The organism is Prolixibacter bellariivorans ATCC BAA-1284 (assembly GCF_000621705.1).
Taxonomy (GTDB): Bacteria; Bacteroidota; Bacteroidia; order Bacteroidales; family Prolixibacteraceae; genus Prolixibacter; species Prolixibacter bellariivorans.
On sequence record NZ_JHXO01000008.1, the window covers coordinates 247709 to 269325 of the forward strand.

The window sequence follows — 21617 nt, forward strand, 5'->3', positions numbered from 1 at the left end:
AATCCGCTTGTTCAATTTAGGCGGAGAAAAAGTCGTTATTGTGTCTGAAGTGCTTTATTTAGGTGCATTTTGGCCTTATGAAATTAGTGAAAGAATTTGGTTATTCAAAGAATCGCACTATAAATTAACATAAACGCAATTTTGAAGGGAAAGACCATAAAATAAGGCCGTATAATTTTTATGCGGCCTTTTCCTTAGTGTTTTGAAGCAACTATCTTATTTCCATTGCATCATCTGTGTCTTTATCAATGGCAGGACGACCTGATTTCATCCATCGCGGTTCCGGAGCTCCTTTCAAATAGTGATCGAAAAATTGTTTCATTCGAATCGACAAATCCATTCGATCACCCCAACTATCGGCTTTCAGATTATGGGGTTCATCATTGTAGCTAAGCATCCAAACCGGCTGATTCAACCTCCGCAAGGCCACAAAAAATTCGATTCCCTGGTACCACGGAACGGCTGTATCGTGATCGTTGTGCATCATGAGCAGCGGCGTGTGAACTTTATCGGCGTAAAACAGCGGAGAGTTTTCAATGTAGCGCCATGGTTTGTTCCACAAGGTTCCTCCCAACCGGCTCTGTGAATGCTCATACTGAAACATGCGACTCAAACCACTTCCCCAGCGAATACCGCCATAGGCACTGGTCATATTGCTAACCGGTGCTCCGGCCATAGCCGCAGCAAACAAATTGGTTTGCGTCACCAAATAGGCCGTTTGATATCCGCCCCAGCTCTGCCCCTGCAACGCCATATGCTTCGCATCGACAAACGAGTATTTTTCCATTAAAGCATGAACGCCACTCATAATACAATCATACGCACTTTGTCCCGGGTAACCGGTCGTATACACGATATCCGGCACAAAAACCAGGTAGCCGTTGCTTGTATAAAAAGGTTTGTTGATAATGGAACGGCTAGGCGATGGAGTCCAATAGCGATGAAAAGAATCAGAACTGCGCTCATAGAAATAAACCATCATGGGATATTTTTTCGAAGGGTCGAAGTTCTCTGGTTTATACAACAATCCCTGCAGTTGCACTCCATCCAGGTTGGTCCAGCTCACCAGCTCCGCTGAGCCCCACAGATAGTCCTTTTGCTGTGGATCAGCTTCCGTTTCTTTCTGGTAATTGGCAAACCGGTCATTAGTTTTCCAAACATCAGGGTAATCGGTGAACGACTCCCGTGTGAATATGATTTGCTTTGCATTTTTCGCTTTCGCAGTATTCCGGAACGTATAATCGCCCAATAGCAGCATATTGGGAGTTGCCGGTTTGTTCATCCGCAGGGACGCATAACCCGCTTGCTTGGTTTTCTCCTGGAAAACAGAAAGCAATACCGGAGTTTTTGTTGAGATGTACTCTTCTTCGGGATCCAATTTTACATATCGGAATTTCATTTGATGCTTCCGTCCGTATCCTTCGGTTAGGTTAGCCGGCTGCTCTTTTCCCGATGGATCCAATCGCCAAATATCGTAGCGATCGTAAACAAAAACATATTTGTCATCTTTGGCCCAACCAGCAACGCCATAGGGTCCAGCAGGAGTAGGCATATCATTCAGCTCATTACACATCAGCACGTTAACCTGTGAGGTGAGCGCCAGCGCTTGCATTGTTTTCGTGTTAACCGAATAATAGATGCTATCCTGCCAATTGTAATATACGAAGTAACGCTGATCGGGACCCAGCCAGCCCCGCATAATGCCTTTTACCAGCAACTTCTTCTCGCCGGTTGAGATGTTGACCAGGTAATAGTCATCCCGGTCGAGGCCCGTCCACGACATAGCGCGTTCGTAGGGTACCGGATCAACTCCATAGGCATATTCTCCCTCTCCGGTTCGCTTTGTCCTAACCATTTTCAGGTCTTTGTCAGCCAACTGAGTTATATTACCTTTTTCAATATCATATACGGCCAGGTATGTCCTTTTCTTTTCCTTCTTCAGGTTGATTTTCTGACGTGGTTGCAACTCCTTGTCGGTCCATGCCCAGATATCCAGACGGGCCTTTTCGCTACTCATCAGACTATCTTCGGGCTCCGGTTCCGGTTTTGGAGCCGTGCCAAAAAACAGGCGCTTTCCATCCTTCGAAAAATTCATCTTCCCATTTTCCGAAGGCGCCCAATCCTTCGGCAACGTTGCAGTAACTGTATCCGCTATCAGTTTGGGTTCTGCATCATTCGCCAACAAGTATAAATCGTAGGTCTTATTCTCAACGGTATCTTTCGAAAACAGGAAAGCTCCGCGATCACCAGCTTCGCTGACGGCAATCTTACCTGGAAATCCTTCTCCCGAATAGACAACCCGACGCTGGCTCGTTTTGGTATCAAAGTAATTTACCGAAGCCAGGTTAACAGTAGAGTCTTTTTTACCAGCCGTGAACATCAATGTCTGTCCGTTCTTCGACCAGCTGTAGGATTTCACATCACGAAAAACCAACGTATCCGTCAAGCCGGGTTTTACAACTACCAGATTACCCGATTCCTTTTTCTCCTTCTTTTTCTTCTTTGTGTCTTTCGGCTGGTCTGTTTTAGTTGTGTCTGCCGGGCTTTCAATTTTGCCATCCGATAAAAATGCTACCCAGTCAGCTCCCTCTTCCGGAATTTCAAACGACTCTGCGTTGGGATATTTTACCAGCGAATGTGTCTTGAATGAGTATATCCCGATGGAATCCTTCGGTTGCTTATCTTTCTTGAACTTTTTTACTTCGGCCTCACGCCTGAGTGCGAGCGGCGGTTTAATTTTGAACGTCACGATGGAGCTGTTTCCGGCTAATTTGGCACCGTATCCTCTTGCGATGGTATCGATATAATTACTGGCCATGTCTTTTATGATAAGGCTGCCATCACCATGCCCTGGCTTTAGCTCATAAACCAGGTACTGCCCATTCTCCGAAATCTGCGGCTGCCGAATGTGCTTCCAGGTATTGAAATTGTCAAAGGTTAGTGGTTTCTTTTCCTGCTGAGCAAATACCCCCGCAGCAAACCAGACGAGAAACATTGAAAGGAATAATTTTTTCACGTGTAAAGAATTTATTAGGTTATTAGTTTTCAAACTCGAATACTCACACTTTTCATCACTGAAAAGAAAAGAAAACAATAAATGTAAAGAATTTAAAAGAATTAGCCATTGCCGATACATCAAACCTCAGGCTTCTCCTTTTAACAAGTATGCAAACAGGGAGAATCATTATTCAGTTTGATTATGTTATAAAACAACCTGATTATAAATAGGATTCAGAGAGGCAGGCTGTCCGCTTCAATTCCAGATAATTGACGCTCTTCGTGCAAACAAAACCTGCTCTAAAATGTATATGGCAAAGAGCATTATGTGACTTTACCCACTTCTAAGTTTATATAATTCTGTGTATCTTGAAAAGAAAAAGGCCTCTGTCCAACTATTTCGAATCGGCTGTCTTAGCGTGATTCACAATAGCATGTAAAACGATACCGAGCTCCAATTAAATTGCATTGTACAAACACTTAATCTGACATAATATGAAAAACTACATCCTTATATCCATCATAGCACTAGCTGTATTTACGGCCTGCAAGCCCGGTCATCAAAAAGAAGCACAACGAAAAGTGGCTATGGAGACCGACACAATCATTTCGATTCCCGCACATACGGTGAATGTATACTTTTTTCATGGCGATAAACCCTGTACCACTTGCCAGACATTAGGCAACGTAACCAAATCGACGATTCAGAAATACTTCGCCGATTCGGTGAATGTTCACTTCATCGACATCAATATTAACCGGAAGCCCAACCGGAAACTGGCCCGCTACTACCATGTCACCAATACATCCATCGTTATTGCCGGACGCGAAGGTTTCGACAATCTGACAAAAGAGGCGTTTGACTACGCTGTTAAAGAGCCCGATAAACTGGAAGAAATAATAAAGGAAACCATTACGCAACGGGAAGAGTATAACAGATAATATTCGTAACCATACCAATAATTCCCTTGTTGTTTGTCGCACGATAAACGGCAGGGGAATTTTTCTGAAGAGAAGACTACAACCAGCCCTTACGGTGAAAATACCAAAGCGTTAGTACAGACGAAGCCAGCATCAGTACAATGGCAAACGGGTAACCGAAACTCCAGCTCAATTCCGGCATGATACGGAAGTTCATACCGTACATACTGGCAATTAAGGTAGGCGGCATGAATACCACAGCCACCACCGAGAACATCTTGATGATTTTGTTCTGTTCGATGTCAATCAGTCCCATCAGGGTGTCCTGCAAAAATTCGAGACGCTCAAAACTGAAGGCTGTATGTTCTAGCAGCGACCCCGTATCTTTCAGCATAATGCGCAAACGTCCCTCCTTCTTTCCGTGAAAACGCTCGCTTTTCAAGATGGCCGACATCACCCGCTGCTTGTCCATGATATTTTCGCGCAGCAACATCGTGGCCTCCTGCAACTGGGTAATTTGCAGGATACTCTCTTCATCTAAATCCCGGTCGATTCGTATCTTTTTACTGATTTGGTTAATACTCCGTCCAACGGCTTCCAGCAAGTCGGCATCGTAATCAATCCGGACATCCAGTAGTAACAGGAAGAGATCGTAACCATCCATTTCGCTGACCGACTGGGCCTGAACACGGTCGTACACATGTTTAAATGAATCGACTTTGTCGTAATGGTATGAAAAGAGGATGTGGTTTTTGATGATGAAGGAAACCGGCATGTAATCGTATCGACCGTTCTCCATTTTCATGTAGTTGGAGTTGGCAATAATGGTATCGTCGGTTTCGAAGTAGCGGGAGCTACTCTCAATCTCTTCGGCTTTTTGCCAACTCAGCAGCTTAATGTTGTATTGCGTCTCAACTTGTTTTCGTTCTTCGGGAGTGGGACTTTCCAAATCGATTCCGATGATCTCCTTATCGCCAAAACCCGCAACCGAATCCCGGGTCTTCTCCATGTGAACTCTTCCGTTTTCCTTATACAGGAATGTAATCATAAGCTGCCGGATTTGTTTGTAAAACAAATACCCTGTACAATCTGCCGGCCATTGATTCACGTCTTGAAAATTGGCGGTTCCCGTTTCTTCCGGGAAACCGTTTTCAAGGGGCGGGATTCACAGCAGGTCTGAACCGGGCCATACAAAATTAACAAATTTGGCAGGGCGAGCACTACCCCACCAGCTCCTTTTTCCGTAACCGAAAAAGGTTTACTCGTTGGCAAACCCGTACAACATAGCAATTTCTTCGGGCCAGGCTTCCGTGTTGGGCGTTTCCAGAATGATAGGAATATCGTCGAAACGGGCATCCTGCATCATCCGCCTGAAAGCGTCGATACCGATGAAACCTTTGCCAATGCTGTCGTGCCGGTCGACACGGCTGCCCAGCTCCTTCTTTGAGTCATTCAGGTGAATACCCTTCAGGTACTCCAGTCCAACAATTTTCTCAAATTTCCTGAACGTTTCCGCGTATCCTTCATCGGTTATCAAATCGTATCCGGCCGTAAAAGCATGGCACGTATCGATGCATACGCCCACGCGCGATTTGTCTTCCACCTGGTCAATGATTTCCGCCAGTTGTTCAAACGTAAATCCCAGGTTGGTTCCCTGTCCGGCCGTATTTTCAATTACCGCCGTCACACCGTTGGTTTTTTCCAGCACCAAATTGATGGAACCGGCAATGGTCGACAGGCACTCTTTCTCCGAAATCTTTTTCAGGTGACTCCCAGGATGGAAGTTTAGCAACGACAGGCCCAACTGCTCACAACGCTGCATCTCATCCAGAAACGCGTCCTGCGATTTCTTGAGGCCTTCCTTTTCGGGATGCCCCAGGTTAATGAGGTAACTGTCGTGCGGCAAAATGTGCTTTGGATCGTAGCCATACTTTTCGCAGTTGGCTTTGAAACCGTCGATGTTTTCCTGCGTTAACGGTTTGGCCACCCACTGCCGCTGGTTTTTAGTAAACAAAGCAAAGGCTTTCGCCCCGATAGCATGCGCATTCGCTGGTGTATTTTCCACACCGCCTGCCGCACTGACGTGTGCTCCTATGTATTTCATCTGTTTATCATTTGTTTTCTATTGCCAGATGGAACTCGCAAATTAAATATCCCCTGGAGGAGGACGTTTACTCATGCTCGTTTCATCTTCTTCAAATTTCGAAAAATCAAATCTTCACCCCTATCCCGAAATTTCGGGACCCTAAAGGGGACTTTAAAGCCTCCCTGAAGGGAAGGCTTGGTGGGGGTATAATATCAAGACTTCATCCTGATAAAGGATTAACAAAATAAAAAGTTCGTACTTATTGAACAAAATAATTCACAACCCCCTTGCTTCCGGTCCCTACATCAATAAAATTGGCTCCGTGCGCAGGATTCCATTTTGTAAATAAAAAGGAAAATACCATCTTGCCGCCGTCACACGGCAATTTGAAAAAACCTGAAATGAAAAAGATCCTTTTCCTGTCAGCTTTGCTTGCTCTTGTTCCATTTTGGGGCATGGCGCAGCAAAACAACCAACAAGACAACGAGAAAAAAGAGATAAAAACCGGATGGAACATGGGCGCACTGCCGGCCATTTCGTTCGACAGCGACCTGGGCTTTCAGTACGGAGCTGTAGTGAATTTCTTCAACTACGGCGACGGCAGCAACTATCCCGCCTACAACCATTCGTTGTATTTCGAAGTTTCGCGCTACACCAAAGGCAGCGGAACGTACCGGTTTTACTACGACTCGGAATCGTTGATTCCTGGTATCGAGATTACCACGGACTTAAGTTATTTGCCCGATCAGGCCTACGATTTTTTTGGCTTCAACGGCTATGAAGCGGTCTACAATAAAAACTGGATCGACGACAAATCCCCAGACTACCGTACCCGGATGTTTTACAAATTCCATCAGAAACTCTTCCGGTTTAAAACCGATATCCAGGGCGACTGGGGCGATTCGAATTTCCGCTGGTTGGTAGGTTTCAATCTTCTTGATTTCAACATCAGCTCGGTGGATGTCGATAAACTGAACAAAGGGAAAAAAGAAGCCGACAAACTGCCGCCGGTGAGCGAGCAGCCCGGATTGTATGAGAAATACCAGCAATGGGGTATTATTTCTCCGAAAGAAGCCAACGGTGGATTTGTCCCGATTGTGAAAGCCGGCGTGGTGTACGATACCCGCGACAACAAGCCCAACCCGATGCACGGCATCTGGGCCGAAGCCGAACTGGCTACAGCGCAAAAATTCATGGGGGCCGAAAGCAGCTTTGCCAAGCTATCGATTACCCAACGGCAATATTTCACCCTGATTAAAAACGATCTTTCATTTGCATACCGCGTTCAGTGGCAGCAAACCATTGGCGGACACGCGCCCTTTTACTATCAGCCGCAAATCATTTCATCGGCGCTGCGCGGCTCGTCCTCATCGGGATTGGGAGGCGCCAAAACACTGCGTGGTATCCTGCGTAACCGCATTGTGGGCGACGGATTTGTAATGGGTAACACCGAAATGCGCTGGAAATTCGCCCGCATTGAAAAGTGGAATCAGCATTTTTACTGCGGACTGAACGGGTTCCTTGATTTTGGACGCGTGGTGAAGAAGATGGATATCCGGAACAAGATTTCCAACATGAACGAGCCGATGAACCAGTATTTCAATTTCGGCGCCGAGAAGATGCACTACAGTGTCGGTGGCGGTTTGCGTCTGGCCATGAACCAAAACTTTATCGCCGCGCTTGACTATGGTATTGCTCTCGACAAACAGGATGGTGACACAGGTATCTACATCGGGTTGAATTACCTGTTTTGATCCGGTCGTCACGAACCATGCGACCATAGAGAAGTAGCGTGCTACGTCTCTGCATAAAGCCCAATGTCTTCGATTACAGACGAAGACATTGGGTTTTTTTGTATCTTTCCTCTCAGACAAACAAAGACTGACTCTACTCACCAACCTGTTCTTATGAAAAAGACGTATCGATTTAAGAAAGCGTTTGGTCCGGTAGCCTCCACTTCCGGCATCATCGTTTTTCTGGCCGGAATAGTGGCCAGTTATTATTCCCTCACCGGACTGGCTCTGGTATTTATCGGTGCCTTCCTGGGGTTCACCAACACCAGTACCACCATCGATTATTACAATCGGAGAGTAAAATTTAGCAACAACCTGTTTGGGCTGATACGCCTGGGAAAATGGCACGACATTTACTGGGACATGCAACTTCACCTGGTGACATCGCGGGAAGTGTATACCTCATACAGCCGGGGGAACCGCTCGCTGGATACCGAAGTAAAACAGACCTTTGTCGAGCTATACGATGCCAAAGGACATTCCCTCTTTCCCCTTAAAAGCATCGGTAAAAACGAAGATCCGGAAAAGGAACTGGAACGGTTGCGTCTCAGTCTGGGATTATCGACGGAACCGGTGTGACCCGGACCAGGAAAAACGAACGACAATGGGCAAACCCAATAAAGGAAACGGCGCCCGGGCAACATTCAGGAATTTCCTGAAAAGTATAGTTTGGCCAGTCACCCCGCTGACGCTAATAACCGTTATTGCATTAGTAATCGCGGCGTGGGAGTGGATCATCTATTTTGTGGACAAACCATCCGAAGCCTTGGTAGTTGCCGTCACTACTGCCCTAACAGTTGTCACACTAACACTTTATTTGGTTGACCGGTTATTCATCAGAATTCTCTCCTATCGTAAGTTGGTACTGGGCGAAGTTCTAGTCGGAATCATGGCTTTTCTGTTCATTTCATTTCAGAACAGAACCCTCGACATCAACTTTCAAACGGATAAAGATTTCATTGTGATCCTGTTCGATTCGAACGAAAAATCCCTTTCGGACTTCCAACGCAGAGGAATTTTCAGTAAAGAGTTGAAGGTGTACAACACCCACATCGTGCACCTCGACAGCTCACTGGCCTCCATCAACAACCTGCGTATTATGGAACCGGCCCAATGGGATGCCTTTTCCCGACACAAAGGCCGAATCGAGATAGATGGTCAGTCGATACAATACATTTTGAGCTCAGACAATCGCACGAACCCGTACCTACACCGGAATCCGCAACCGTATATCGACAGTTTGCTCAACCTGGTTATTCAGGAACAGCAACCGGTTGGTGAAAAGGATTAATTAGGGGCAATATGCGACCGTAGAGATGCATTGGGAACGTTCAACGCCATTATGATTTTTCAGTCCTTTTACCCCACCCCTGAAGGGTGAGTCCTGAAAAATCAAGGTTTCCCTTTAGGGTCAGGGTAAAAAAGCTTGATTTTTCCTTATCAGGAGACGCAAAGCATTGCGTCTCTACCATGGACCACCACAACATTGGCCTTTTTCGTACCTTCCCTATTCAATTCCGAAAAAAAGATGCAGCCGGGTGTAATAATCCGCGATGCAAGCCACTAAACAAAGAAAAGAGAAAAGTTGAGCAGCGATTTTTATACAGCCTACATTCTTCCCTATTCGGCATTAATCATCAAGATTTGCCGGGCGTATACCAATACCCAGGAAGATTTTGAAGATTATTACCAGGAGGTATGCCTGCAAATATGGAGGACCCGGGATAAATTCCGTCGCGAATCGGAATGGAGCACGTGGGTCTACCGGATATCGCTGAATGTTTGTTTGACTTTGCTGAAGAAGAAGAAAAACAACACGCAGCATTTTGCTTCCGACTATGTGCCCGAAGAAGAAACAGAGGAGACCCACGCTTTTTCCGACGAGAATCTGAATGTGCTGTACGATGCCATCAGGCGGTTGTCGGAAGTGGACAGAGGCGTCATTTTACTCTACCTGGAGGAAAAATCTTACCAGGAAATCGCGGATATCATGGGTACGAATGCCAACAACATTGGCGTACGCATCAACCGGATTAAAGAACGATTAAAGAAATTATTAGATGGAAAAGTCAATTGAAACCATTTGGAAAGAGGGCTTTTTAGAAGCGGATGCTTTGGTGGCCCCGAAATTAAATAACCTGTACACGCAGAAATCAATCCACATCGTCGATAAGTTCAAGCGGATGTTTCGCAATAACCTTCGGGGCATTGTGATTGGGGCTATCGTTATCCTGGGCCTTTCTTTTGTGGTTGGCATACCGGTCATGGGCATCATGCTATTGTTGATTGCCGGCGCCATAGTGTTGGTCAATCGCATATTGCAGAAAAGGTTAATCGAAATCAACCCGAATGTGAGCAGCTACGAGTACGTCAAATCGTTTGACCATTGGTTGAACGAGCAAATTGACATCAACGCCAGGATGGCCCGTTTTTATTACCCTTTCATCTTTCTGTCGATGGTTATGGGTTTTTGGTTCTCCGATTACCTCCCGTTGATAACGAGTCACCTTCCTTCCATTTATTTGGTCAACGGAATCCCGGTATTTTGGCTGTTGGGTGTGCTCATCATCATGGGGATACTCTACGCTGTTGGCGGAAGGCTATACAAATGGGACCTGCAGATTGTATACGGCCGGGTATTGAAAAAGCTGGATGAAATCCTTTCGGATATGGAGAAACTCAGGGCTTGATTTCATCCGTTTGTTTTGCTACGCATACGGCGTGCATTGCTAAACGTCCGGAGCGAGCTGCTACAGGTCGGTCGTGTGTTGCTACGCGTTGGTTATGCTTTGCTACCGGGCAGTTAACGGAAACATGAAGCTGTACAGCAAAATGAACACTGAGTTGGAGGAAACAGCTCACCCCATGGAGAAGCAAAACATTGCGTCTCTACCATGTGCCATTCCTATTTGAACTGCTAACACAGTTTTTTGAACACTCTCAAAAACTCACGAGTAGTCTTTCGAAACACTTGCAAGAGCAAGGTTAGAATTTCTTTGCTTTTAAATACCCTTCAATATCCGGATTCTTTCCTGTTGCATTTTCAATTCTGTTCTGCCACGGAATTAGTTCTCCGTTTTGCCATAGTTTATCCACCAGAAATTCTCCCGCCTGTTTATTCAGGTAATACTTTTTCCCGAACTTCTTTTTCAGGAACTGATGTATCTGCCATGAAATTATATCCGCAAAGAGATAATTTTGCTCGTAGACGGGGTAAGAAACATAGGAAATCATAATCAGGTTTGGTTTTTTAGAGAAATCCATATCAACGAAGAGATACTTTTTGAATAATTCGTGTTTGATTTCAGCAGCCGATTTCGTAGGATCTTTGTATAATTCAATTTCAAACAGGCTATTGACCAGTTTATACCTAAGATAAAAAGCAGCCAAAAATTTCTTCTCGTTTGCAATGCTGTCTATTTGAGACTTTGTATAACCATACTTCTTCAGATAAAACGGGACATCCGAGAATTTTGCAACAGTTTCAGCCATACCTTCATAATACATACTGGGAATATTTCCCATGCACCATTCATATCCCTTCAGTACCGGAGACTTCATTTTTACATGCGTCCATTGCAACCCATGACCAATTTCGTGAAGCAGGTAATAAAAGCTCAACTCCTTTCTGGCAACAGCCCGGGAATCGTTTGGAATTTCGATAGCATCTCCAAAACCACCCAGTCCCGGAGGCAGTTTCCTGAAAGTAAACCGAATGGGCAGTTTGTTCATGTCAATACCGATATTATTCAGGATCATTTCCAGGAACTGTTGCTTTTCTTCGTTCTTAACCAGATTTAAATCCGTTAAATGATCGGTTTTGATAAGATAGGGCCTGATATCAGCATACTCAACATTGTTTTGAGTTCTATTGATTTTTGAAAGGAAATGGACATACCCTTGACGCGTTTCCAGATCAATGAGATTTATTATTTTTTCGAACCATACGGTATCAATCCCGGTATTCTGCAATACCATATAGGCATAATTCCCGTATCCCAGGCTCTTTGCCTTTTCATTCCTGAGATGAATAAGCTTTTCAATTTCACTCTCTGTTTTTTTACGCTCTTCTACACTTGCACTATAATCGTGGTGAGACAATTTTTTCTCCAATTTACTTTGCAGCCTGATAATTTTCGGATCAAAATTCACCTGAGCCGTAGTAACAATTTTATGCCATAGCTCCACTCTCCTTCGCAGCGTATCATTTTTGATGCTATTGATATTATGATACCATTGAGAAATATTATTATTTAGGACCGCATCGCCAAAGAATTTCATGAATTTTTCTTTCGATTGATCCTGACCCGACCAGTCTGGGTTGGTATAAGAATTCCAGACCTCGAGTCCCTTTTCCATACAGAGTTTTTCATACACTTTCTCCTTCTGGTTCAAATATTCGGCGATGGTTTTATCCGGAGCATTCACTGTTGAAGACAGGAACAGGCCCAAGGCTATTAATATGATAGTTTGTGATTTTTTCATTTGGTTTAATTTTTTGATGAGCACTCATCAAACATCATTTAATTCTCTGAATTATATCCTTCCAATCTACCCTCACCAGATTTAAGTCCTGAAAATCAAAACTAAAATCGATATTGGGGGAAATTCCTTTCATTTTAATGGAAGTAGCTTTGCCCTCTGTGTCATAGTTAAATGTTGCGAATGCATCGCATGGCATGTCCGTGTAGTTCCATTTTACAGCAAAGGTTGTGGTTTTGTAATAAAACATTTGTCCGGTTAATTTTGGAGACCGAAGAGATTGAAACCATAATTCATCACCTTTTTCAAAAATGGCTACTCTTCCAAACCAATGATCTTCATAGGTTCCAATGTAGTCATTGAAGTTGATGTGTTTTGTCTTTGATTTTTCAACGGTTTTCCAAACAGCAACACTAACTGAATCGACATTACTTTTTGTCGATTTTAGTGCCCGGTCGGCTAATGTGATCCAGTCTTTCTTTTCAACACCCAAATAGGAATCCATGATTGCCCGGGTTAACGTAATATGACTTAACCCGCCCGGTTGTGTATTTGTCAAAACAACTACTCCTAAATTTAACTCCGGTATGATGGTCGTTTGCGAAAGCATGCCCGGTAAGCCTCCCCCGTGTGATAAAGTGATGTAACCACAATAATCAGCGATCTTCCATCCCAGACCGTATGCAACGAAATGATTTCTATATCGTTTATCAGGTACCACTTTAAAACTTATGGGGGTATATGGTTTCCACATCTCTTGCTGAACAGTTTGTGAGAACAATTGCTTTTCTTGGTTCTCACCATATTTTCCGTTATTCAATTGCAACATCAGCCACTTGCTCATGTCGTTTGCACTTGAATAAATTCCTCCTGCAGCATTGGTTAATTCATGCGAATAGCTGTTTATTTTTTTCAATGTTCCGTTTTGAGAACTATGAGGTAACGCTAAATTGTTTTTATTCACCAGTGTTCCGAATGATGGCGCCGAATTGTTCATTCCCAAAGGGGATAATATTCTTGCTTGAATAAAATCGGTATAGGCTGATCCGCTCACTCTTTTAATCACTTCCCCGGCAACGATATACAATAAATTATCATAATCGAACCGGGTTCGGAATTCGCTTACCGGTTTCTGAAACTGAAAACTTTTGATGACATCCTGTATTGTAAAATCGCTGCCGCCGGGGTAAATCATCAGGTCACCGGCACCAAGTCCCAGTCCGCTGCGATGCGTCAGTAAATCACGGATGGTGAAGTGTTCTGTAATATAGGGATCATACATTTTAAATTCGGGGATATACTGAACTACTTTATCGTCCCATGATAATTTATTTTCATCAACCAAAATGGCCAATGCAGCCGAAGTAAAACCTTTGGTATTTGATGCAATGGCGAAAAGTGTGTTTTCATCGACTTTTTGTCCGCTTTCAACGGATACGACACCATATCCTTTTGAATGAATTACTTTCCCATCTTTAACTACAGCAACAGCTATTCCTGCCTGTGGCAGCGACTCGAAAGTCTTATGCACCAATGAATCTATTTGGGCACTTGTTAACCTCTGAGATTTTAGGATAGCACTTGTCCCCAATAACAGATAAAACGCTAATATGTATGACAAATACCTTCTCATCCGATTCTGATTTTAATTTATCATCGACTTTGGCCTCATCAGGCTCATGACAGTCAATGTTGTAATGATGGTGCTAACCTTGCCTTTTTTGATCCATCCATTTCCAAAACAGATATCCCACGATTAAATAGACTATAGCCGTTAAAATCCCGGTTTCGGAAACGATATAAGATGTGTATTTTGTTTTAACTGTCATTTCCCAAAACATCGACATCAATATCACATTATGACTTGAATGGACTAAAACTCCTGTCCATAAACTTTTTGATTTGGAAATCAATGTTGTTTTTATGAATGAACTCCCTATCAAAACCAGTGAGAAACCGGGCAAGGCAATCCACAACGGCGCATTAAATCCATAAATTCCGCCAATCATGGCCGGATAGTGCCAAACCGACCACACCAACCCAACGATGATACTTGTAACAGGAACGGATTTAGACTTTAACAGCTTGGGAGTCAAAAAACCCGACCAGCCAATCTCCTCACCCAGTGTTAGAATACTAAGAGAAAAAGTATACAGCACTGCTTTAGCTGTAAAACCCACCCAAAAAGGAGCCGGTGTTTCAAACCCTACATATCTGGCCCATCGGTAATTTTTCACCTCATCCAGAGTGATATCGGCCATGCCTGTTATCCATACAATACCATAGGCAATAATGGCTACAATAAAAGGCAATATGTAAGCCCACCCCAGATATTTAAGCTTTCCCGGCTTCCATCCATAACTCTTAATATTTTCGCGCGTTATGATTGAGGCAAGCAAGGCCGAAATTCCCGGAACCCACATCATCAGCATGGCAATGCGACGTTTGTTTGGCAAATCGTTAAACATCCAGATAAAGACACCAGTCGTGAGCAGGAGCAAGACGATAAAAAATACTTTTAGCTGATGTTTGGTTTCCTTATTCATCTTTATTGCCTTTTATCCTTATGGTAATATCCGATTTAACACATAAGTCCCGTAATTATTTTCTATTCCGGCCATGGTTGCTTTCATTTGTCCCCCATCAAAAACAGACTTTATTTCAATTAATGTTCCCCCTTTTGTTTTAAAAGTAAACTTCACTTTATTTCCAGCTAAACTTAGGTTGTCCATTGCATAAATGTCTCTTCCATTAGAAACACTTCCCGTTATTGCTTCACCATTTGATTCAAATTTGAGAATAATGTCCATTTCTTTTTTCAATTTATCCGGCATATTCTTCCATTCCCCTTTGAAAAACTGTGCTTCAGCAGTTTTTGCATAATCCGAATGGGAAGAAGTTCGTTGAGCATATTCTTCCAAAGTAAGACCTCCTCCGGTAAAAAATTTAGCTGGTAATTCGGGGATTAAGGAAAATATGAATTTTTCCGTGAAGTTTTTCATCCTTTCATTGGTAAAAGGTTGCAATTCCGCATACATGTTTCCACCTTCCTTCATATCAATATTAGCTATCAGGGTAGGTGAATTATTAGAGAAGTCAACCTGATCCATAGACAGCTTCTTAATCTCAGGATTGATTCTTGTTTTAAAATAAACCGTCCGGCTTCTTACATCAAACAAAACTGACCATTCAGGTACATCATCAACCATCAATTGATCAAGCATTTTCAGGCCGTAATCCACGATATTTTCATCAGGATTGTAATCCCGTGTCATCACAGCAGTTTTGACAAAGCGTGGTACTTTCGAATCGTTTAAGTCAGGTTCATAATCTCCACCGAACCCTTTGTAATACCTTAAAATATCCATTTCTCTTGCGTAAGGTTCATTAAAAAGTCCCGGAACAGGCATGTCCTTACCCTTATGTACCACTACTTTTCCTTTAATAAACTCTATCGCAGCCGTATTCCCCTGTGCATCACCCACAAAATAATGCCATCCCCATCCGTCAATTTCAAATTCCGAAGCCGTTTTAATGGCCTCATCGGTCGTTCTGCAATTGTCTAATATGTATTGCATCCAGTTCATCTGGTTGAGTTTTGGCAAATCCTTATTTTTTGGATATTGCGTATCATCATTCATTTCCCAGATAAACAGTCCCTCTTCGTTCATGCCGCCGTCGGGGAGATCTCTTCCAAAAGTGTTAAATGTAACGGAACCATAGCGCGAAATCCAGGCAAAAGAAGACGGATTCGACTGCTCTTTGGTGAAAATTTCACTCCATGTACGCCCCGTTTTAAATATTCCCCTTTTGTTTACAAACAGGAGCCCGGGAACCCCAATATCTCCTTCATTCAGGTTATGCCCGTAAACGAGTTTTTTCCCTTTCTGGAGTTTAAAAGAGGAACAAGCTCTTGCCTGCTGATTATAGCTAAAGGAGATTACCAGTAAAAGCAGTATGAATAGATTCAGTTTAGGTTTCATATCTAATTTTTTATAGAATGAGTGTTATATGATAAGACAGTCATTTTTCATGACATGTTACACGCTTTTAGTCATTTATAATCAATCCAAACGAAACCTTAATTCAAAAACCGATAGGACAATTTGAGCAGAATAACATCTGTTGGCGTTATCTTGAATAAATCGGAAATATTTTTGCTAAAATCAAATGTACCATCCGCATTAGCACCTGTTCTGGACTGCGACCAAACCAGATACAGTACGGAACCCGCATGGTATTCCCAGCGCAATACCAGATTTGACCGAAATTGTTTAAAGTTAAAGTTGGGATTACCAAAGCTGTAATCCGTTTGTCCGGTACCATTTTCGCTGATATTATACAGCATGTTTCCGGCCGAATAAGATATTTCATCCGGACGATATGTATGGAACCTGTCGGAATACGAAGCAGCCATTGGATGGGTGACCCGCTTAAACGTATCATACAGTCCGCCACTGATGAATGGCGATGCATAATATTGCAGCGTCAAATCGGGTGTGATACTATAATCAGCCCGGATGGTCACATAGAATGATTCCTGTTTGATGTGTGACACAATGTACCGCGGTTCTCCTTCATAACTTTTCTGAGTGACATATTGCAAAGCGTTGGACACATAATCATAGGTCGGAGAAATATAAAACATCAAAGCATTGGCGGGACGGTAAGTAACACTGGATATCAGCGTTGTATTACGTCCGGCCTTATCGTCAAACAAAGCTTGCCAGATAGCCGCTCCCAACCTCACCTTCTTGGTACGGCTGGTATGCGCCATCACCAGGTATTCAAAATAGCCGGGGCGTTTCAGTGACGGCCCGCCACGCAAAGTCGCCCGCTGAATATTTTCGCCGGTCCGGGAAAGCTGAAGGTTTAAGTTCCAATGGTTGGTAAATTCAAAGTACCCTGATGTGTTTATACTGTACATTTCCCTTCTTCTGAAATTCCAGACGGTGCTGACATCGGCATTTAAATCGACGAGCCTGAAAATAGAAAACGGTTTAGAGATAATATATTCTGCCCAGATATCCTGAAAGACATAATCCGACTTTTTCAGGTAACCGATATCGTTAGTCTCAAATCCGGGCGAACGCCAGGTGATAAGAGTTCCGTAGTTAAAGCCTTTGTTACCACCTTTGGAAAACATAAGAGAGCCGCCTGAGCCTATCATGGAAGTAAGTGTGGTATCCACCGAGTGCGCCGCATCCGGACTTTGATAATAACGCCTGGAAGACAGCTGCTGATACAGCATGGCTTCCTTACTGCCCGTAATGTGGCTCGTGGCAAGTTTGGCTGTCAGCGCATATTTCCGGTTTTTAAAATACTGGGTAAAATCGAGTCCGGCTGTAGTGGCTGACGTGTTGAGAAAATTCAGGTTGTCGTTTTCAATGTTTCTGTAAACGGAAGTCACCATTCCTCCCAGAATCGTATTTCCCTGGTTCATATCCTTCTGAAGCCTGGTCAGGAAATAATTGGAGGCAGGCTCCACGGTTTCTTTCCTCCTTTCGCCATGGTTGTCGATAGTGGCCCTTTCTTTTTTGGTCACGTTTTCCATGACAGCGACCGACCATCCGTTCTTGGTTTTCCCGCTGAGCTTAACAGCGCCGAGAATCTTTGTCCTTTCCGGCACGGAAACATATTCACCTGCCGTGTAGCTAGGAATTCCCTGAGGTGCACGGCCTATTCTTCGCGAATAAAACAGGTTATCCTGAGTGGCAATGTCAAAATTGAAATTCGTGATGTTACTACCCTCGATAAAAAAGGGACGTTTTTCATCGTAATACGTTTCAAATGCCGTGAGATTCACCACGGAAGGATCGGCTTCAACCTGGCCAAAATCAGGATTAATGGCGAAGTCGATGGTGAGGTCGTTTGTTAAACCGATTTTACCATCAACGCCGGCATCAAATTTAAAATCGCGGCCATCGGCAAAAGGATTTCCATCCTGTTTTTCATAAGTAGTCATTTTGCTCATCACATAGGGAGCTATTTCCACCGACTTCCTGGCTTTGATTTTATGAATTCCTTTCAACTTTCCATAATTGTTTATCCACCCCGAAAGGCTGTCGGGAACATTTTGCCAGGTGTCGTATTCCTGGTTCCTGAAAAAGAAGCGCTTCACCTGCAGGCCCCAGGTCATTTCGTCGGCGTTATTGAATCGTAGTTGGCTGACCGGAATCTTCATTTCCGCGTTCCACCCGTCATTAACGACCTGTGTTTTTACTACCCAGATGGGATCGGGAGTCAAATCAGCGACCCCATCTTCGCGGACAATTACCCCGTCGTTTTTCACCCCGGCTGCATTCACCCCGAAAATAAAGCTGGTGCGTTTGTCGTTGTAGCTATCGAACTCAATGGTCACGCGATCGCCTGTTTCGCCATCCCGGCGCGACATCCTTCGGACAATTTTATCCGGCTCGTTATCGTAGCATTTTATGGCTACGTAAATAAAGTTGTTGTCGTAATACAACTGAAATGCCGTTTGTTGCGAAGGCGCCTTGCCATTCTCGGGACTTTTCTGAAAAAAACCGCTCTCCCATTTTCCCGTTTTCCAAAGTTTATCATTAAAAACCCCATCGACAACAGGAATGTCTTTCGTGATTCTTTCAGTCACATACATTTTATTCTGGGCAATTCCATGATCCAATCCGATGCTTAACACCAGCAACAGAAGAGCTGTCATCTTCCTGGCCAATCCATGAATGTTTATTCTCATCTTCGGGTAAGGTTAGTTTGTTTTCTTTACCATGCAGACCATGACATCCGGCTCAAAACCAGTCGCATGTCATTCTGGTCCTAAACAAAGGGAAAATAGTATCGTCAGAAAACAAAACGAAATCAACCAACAGCCGGAAACACTTTGCCTGTTATGGAAGCGGATTTCATTGATTGATTCACGGAGCTTGTTGAAAGAATTCGGTGACTTGTATAATATATGGAAACGAAAGCGAGAATATTGTATATTTTTGAGACTAACGACTTAATGTACCTAAACGTTGCTTGATGATATTCAACAGGGAAATAAATGTCTCGGACCGGCAAATCAGGCTAATGGCACCTGTCATTTTCTGGGCGCTGATTTTTTTGGTGAAAATGATCAGAGTATTCCCATTCTACGAAGGTCCCAGCCTGACCGAGCACCTTGAAACGATTGTCATTACAACCAGCCTTGAATTGATTCCCTTTTGTCTGTTTTACTTTTACCTGATCCCGCAATTGTTTTCAAAGGGAAGGATGTTTTGGTATGCCGTCCTCCTTTCCGTTCTCTTTCTGGCCTCGTTTGGTTTTGTGTGGGGGTGGGTATATTATTACCGGGGAGTTGTAACAAGCCATCAGGAGCAAATGGTGATTTACAAAGCCAGCCTCGGACACAATATTCTGAGTGTTTTGTATGCTTTTGTTCTGGGATTTACCGTTGAATGGCTCGAGCAGTTCAGAAAACAAAAAGAAATCACCGAGAAGCAAATCCGCTCGGAACTGGCGTTGCTCCGCTCACAGATCAATCCGCATTTTCTGTTTAATACCCTGAACAACATTAACTCCTTTTCGGGAAGCAATCCCGAAAAAACGTCCTTTGCCATCATCAAGCTGTCGGAAATCATGCGGTACATGTTATACGATGCCAGAGATGAACTGGTGCCGCTGGAAAAGGAAATTGCCTACATCCGTAACTATCTTTCGCTGCAGCGGCTCCGTTTCCGAAACCCGGAGTTCGTGAAGTGTGATATCAGCGATGAAACGGGTCACGTTATGGTTCCCCCGCTGTTGTTTATCACGTTTATCGAAAATGCATTCAAACACGGAAAGACCAGTATGACCAATAGCATCGGGATTAAGCTGCGTGTAACGCAAAGCACCATTCATTTCGATTGCATGAATCACATCCGCAACAAGAGCAATACGGAAGAACAGGCAGAAGGAGGCATCGGGATTGAGAATACCAAACGAAGGCTGGAATTATTGTTCCCCAAGCGACACCAGCTGTTGATAGAAAACGACGGACAGGTTTTTCACGTTCAACTAAAAATCCGACTCAATGAAAATTAATTGTATTGTCATCGACGATGAGGTCCCCGCCATCGAATTGATGGAGAACTATATTTCCAGGGTTCCGTTTCTGCATTTGCTGAAGAGTTTCGACAATGCGATTGAGCCCATTAATTACATTCAGTCGAATCAGGTGGATGTGATATTTCTGGACATTGAAATGGAGGGCTTCACCGGGCTTCAGTTTATCAAGGCACTGAAGCACAAACCACAAATTATCCTGACCACGGCCTACGACCGGTATGCTATCGACGCCTTTAATCTGAATGTGACAGACTATCTGCTTAAGCCCATTTCGTTCGAGCGTTTTATTCAGGCTATCGACAAGTTGTTCGATATATTTACGCAAAACAGGCCCCCGGTGGCAGAACCCAATCAGTACCGTAAAGATTATTTCTTTGTAAAAACAGAATATCGCATGCAGCGCGTTGATTTTGATGATATCCTATATGTGGAAGGGATGAAGGAATACCTGCGCATCCATACGAAAACAGAGAAAATTATGATTCTGGAAAGTTTCAGGAACATCATGGAAGCGCTTCCCCGTGATAATTTTTTCAGGGTGCATAAATCATATATTGTCGCCATCAATAAGATTGACAGTGTCGAAAAAAACCGGATCACCATTGGCGAAACAAGCATCCCAATCAGTGATACCTACAAGGAATCGTTCCTGATTATGCTGAAACAAAACAGTTAGTACGTGGAGACGTAGCATGCTACGTCTCTACCATAGACTGTAGCCGTCAACGCTGCCCTGGAAGCGCTCAAGCCTACCGGAGAAGTCATCAACAGAACCCAGGAAACGATCAACACGGGTCGGGAAGCCGTCAACGCTACCTCGGAAATGCTCAAGCCTGCATCAGAAGCCGTCAGGACTACTCCGGAAGTCCTCATGACTACTTCCAGAATCATCAGGACTACTTCAGAAATGCTCAAGGCTACTCCGTAAGTGTTCAACACAACTTCGGAAACACTCAAGGCTACTTACGAAATGCTCAAGCCTGCATCAGAAGCCGTCAGGACTACTTCGGAAGTGCTCAGGACTACTTACAGAGCCGTCAGGACTACTTTCAAAGTCATCAGGACTACTTTCAGAGCGGTGAGAAGTAGTCCTGACGAAAATTTAACCTGTCCTGACGGGTTGGTCACTCGCCCTGAAGCCTCTCGTAGTGTTCCTGACAGTTTTTTTATCCTTCCTGACGACTTCTTTACCTTTCCTTAAGGCTTCCACTCCTGCCCTGACGGTTTCGCATCCTCTCCTAAACACTTTTCCGGTTGTCCTTAAGCCT

17 protein-coding genes are annotated in these 21617 nt (G+C 43.9%); 8 read left to right on the plus strand and 9 right to left on the minus strand.

All coding sequences use genetic code 11. The features are described 5' to 3' along the window. Nucleotides 1-211: 211 nt before the first annotated feature. On the minus strand, nucleotides 212-3016 hold the full coding sequence (locus T426_RS23450) for an alpha/beta hydrolase family protein (RefSeq protein WP_025864688.1): 2805 nt from the start codon (nucleotides 3014-3016) through the stop codon (nucleotides 212-214). A gap of 476 nt (nucleotides 3017-3492) precedes the next feature. On the opposite strand from T426_RS23450, the gene T426_RS0111040 reads away from it, so the two are divergent. Next, nucleotides 3493-3939 (plus strand): nitrophenyl compound nitroreductase subunit ArsF family protein, encoded by a 447-nt coding sequence (locus T426_RS0111040; protein WP_025864687.1) that lies wholly within the window; start codon nucleotides 3493-3495, stop codon nucleotides 3937-3939. Between the two features lie 76 nt (nucleotides 3940-4015). Here T426_RS0111040 and corA read toward each other — a convergent pair whose 3' ends face one another. Continuing rightward, entirely contained in the window at nucleotides 4016-4966 is a 951-nt protein-coding gene (corA, locus tag T426_RS0111045) for a magnesium/cobalt transporter CorA (RefSeq protein ID WP_025864686.1), read from the minus strand. A gap of 210 nt (nucleotides 4967-5176) precedes the next feature. After that, the gene (gene nfo, locus T426_RS0111050) at nucleotides 5177-6022 is read right to left on the minus strand and encodes a deoxyribonuclease IV (protein ID WP_025864685.1); all 846 of its coding nucleotides are present in this window, start codon (nucleotides 6020-6022) and stop codon (nucleotides 5177-5179) included. A 383-nt stretch (nucleotides 6023-6405) separates the two neighbouring features. Between nfo and omp85 the strand changes: the two genes are divergently transcribed. The 5 genes from omp85 (at nucleotide 6406) to T426_RS0111075 (ending at nucleotide 10487) form a co-directional block, all read left to right on the plus strand. Then, the gene (gene omp85 / locus T426_RS0111055) at nucleotides 6406-7758 is read left to right on the plus strand and encodes an Omp85 family outer membrane protein (RefSeq protein WP_148303753.1); all 1353 of its coding nucleotides are present in this window, start codon (nucleotides 6406-6408) and stop codon (nucleotides 7756-7758) included. A gap of 153 nt (nucleotides 7759-7911) precedes the next feature. Then, nucleotides 7912-8376, plus strand: a complete 465-nt coding sequence (locus T426_RS0111060) for a hypothetical protein (protein ID WP_025864682.1) — start codon at nucleotides 7912-7914, stop codon at nucleotides 8374-8376. Nucleotides 8377-8401: 25 nt separating this feature from the next. After that, nucleotides 8402-9088 (plus strand): hypothetical protein, encoded by a 687-nt coding sequence (locus tag T426_RS0111065; protein ID WP_025864681.1) that lies wholly within the window; start codon nucleotides 8402-8404, stop codon nucleotides 9086-9088. 294 nt (nucleotides 9089-9382) lie between these two features. After that, nucleotides 9383-9874, plus strand: coding sequence for an RNA polymerase sigma factor (locus T426_RS0111070; protein ID WP_025864680.1), 492 nt, complete (start codon nucleotides 9383-9385; stop codon nucleotides 9872-9874). Beyond that, a complete protein-coding gene (locus T426_RS0111075) occupies nucleotides 9858-10487 on the plus strand; it encodes a hypothetical protein (protein WP_027585698.1) in 630 nt (209 codons plus the stop codon). The genes T426_RS0111070 and T426_RS0111075 overlap by 17 nt, the downstream gene beginning before the upstream one ends. A 295-nt stretch (nucleotides 10488-10782) precedes the next feature. Here the strand turns inward: T426_RS0111075 and T426_RS0111080 are convergent, their stop codons facing one another. From T426_RS0111080 to T426_RS0111100, 5 genes are all read right to left on the minus strand, one after another. Then, on the minus strand, nucleotides 10783-12282 hold the full coding sequence (locus tag T426_RS0111080) for a M3 family metallopeptidase (RefSeq protein WP_027585699.1): 1500 nt from the start codon (nucleotides 12280-12282) through the stop codon (nucleotides 10783-10785). 34 nt (nucleotides 12283-12316) lie between these two features. Then, the gene (locus T426_RS0111085; protein WP_199898597.1) at nucleotides 12317-13810 is read right to left on the minus strand and encodes a serine hydrolase; all 1494 of its coding nucleotides are present in this window, start codon (nucleotides 13808-13810) and stop codon (nucleotides 12317-12319) included. A gap of 175 nt (nucleotides 13811-13985) precedes the next feature. Further along, nucleotides 13986-14825 (minus strand): CPBP family intramembrane glutamic endopeptidase, encoded by an 840-nt coding sequence (locus T426_RS0111090; protein ID WP_025864675.1) that lies wholly within the window; start codon nucleotides 14823-14825, stop codon nucleotides 13986-13988. 18 nt (nucleotides 14826-14843) lie between these two features. Then, complete coding sequence (locus T426_RS25115; RefSeq protein ID WP_169737681.1) at nucleotides 14844-15950, minus strand: linear amide C-N hydrolase; 1107 nt, start codon at nucleotides 15948-15950, stop codon at nucleotides 14844-14846. A gap of 410 nt (nucleotides 15951-16360) precedes the next feature. Continuing rightward, nucleotides 16361-18994: a DUF5916 domain-containing protein gene (locus tag T426_RS0111100; protein WP_051538889.1), complete on the minus strand. Its 2634-nt coding sequence runs from the start codon at nucleotides 18992-18994 to the stop codon at nucleotides 16361-16363. Between the two features lie 287 nt (nucleotides 18995-19281). Here T426_RS0111100 and T426_RS25120 point away from each other — a divergent pair, with 287 nt between their 5' ends. Both T426_RS25120 and T426_RS0111110 read left to right on the plus strand, forming a co-directional pair. After that, nucleotides 19282-20325 (plus strand): sensor histidine kinase, encoded by a 1044-nt coding sequence (locus T426_RS25120; protein ID WP_025864671.1) that lies wholly within the window; start codon nucleotides 19282-19284, stop codon nucleotides 20323-20325. Then, the gene (locus T426_RS0111110) at nucleotides 20315-21025 is read left to right on the plus strand and encodes a LytR/AlgR family response regulator transcription factor (RefSeq protein WP_027585702.1); all 711 of its coding nucleotides are present in this window, start codon (nucleotides 20315-20317) and stop codon (nucleotides 21023-21025) included. Before T426_RS25120 ends, T426_RS0111110 begins: the two co-directional genes overlap by 11 nt. Here the strand turns inward: T426_RS0111110 and T426_RS25770 are convergent. Then, nucleotides 21022-21264 (minus strand): hypothetical protein, encoded by a 243-nt coding sequence (locus T426_RS25770; protein ID WP_153637602.1) that lies wholly within the window; start codon nucleotides 21262-21264, stop codon nucleotides 21022-21024. The two genes, T426_RS0111110 and T426_RS25770, sit on opposite strands and share 4 nt — an antisense overlap. Nucleotides 21265-21617 lie beyond the last annotated feature (353 nt).

Coding starts and splice junctions, on each gene's coding strand:
- corA (WP_025864686.1), bottom strand. CDS start 4,966: ATGATTACATTCCTGTATAAGGAAAACGGAAGAGTTCACATGGAGAAG.
- T426_RS0111060 (WP_025864682.1), top strand. CDS start 7,912: ATGAAAAAGACGTATCGATTTAAGAAAGCGTTTGGTCCGGTAGCCTCC.
- nfo (WP_025864685.1), bottom strand. CDS start 6,022: ATGAAATACATAGGAGCACACGTCAGTGCGGCAGGCGGTGTGGAAAAT.
- omp85 (WP_148303753.1), top strand. CDS start 6,406: ATGAAAAAGATCCTTTTCCTGTCAGCTTTGCTTGCTCTTGTTCCATTT.
- T426_RS0111065 (WP_025864681.1), top strand. CDS start 8,402: ATGGGCAAACCCAATAAAGGAAACGGCGCCCGGGCAACATTCAGGAAT.
- T426_RS0111100 (WP_051538889.1), bottom strand. CDS start 18,994: ATGAGAATAAACATTCATGGATTGGCCAGGAAGATGACAGCTCTTCTG.
- T426_RS0111090 (WP_025864675.1), bottom strand. CDS start 14,825: ATGAATAAGGAAACCAAACATCAGCTAAAAGTATTTTTTATCGTCTTG.
- T426_RS0111110 (WP_027585702.1), top strand. CDS start 20,315: ATGAAAATTAATTGTATTGTCATCGACGATGAGGTCCCCGCCATCGAA.
- T426_RS25120 (WP_025864671.1), top strand. CDS start 19,282: ATGATATTCAACAGGGAAATAAATGTCTCGGACCGGCAAATCAGGCTA.
- T426_RS0111080 (WP_027585699.1), bottom strand. CDS start 12,282: ATGAAAAAATCACAAACTATCATATTAATAGCCTTGGGCCTGTTCCTG.
- T426_RS25115 (WP_169737681.1), bottom strand. CDS start 15,950: ATGAACGAAGAGGGACTGTTTATCTGGGAAATGAATGATGATACGCAA.
- T426_RS0111075 (WP_027585698.1), top strand. CDS start 9,858: ATGGAAAAGTCAATTGAAACCATTTGGAAAGAGGGCTTTTTAGAAGCG.
- T426_RS0111040 (WP_025864687.1), top strand. CDS start 3,493: ATGAAAAACTACATCCTTATATCCATCATAGCACTAGCTGTATTTACG.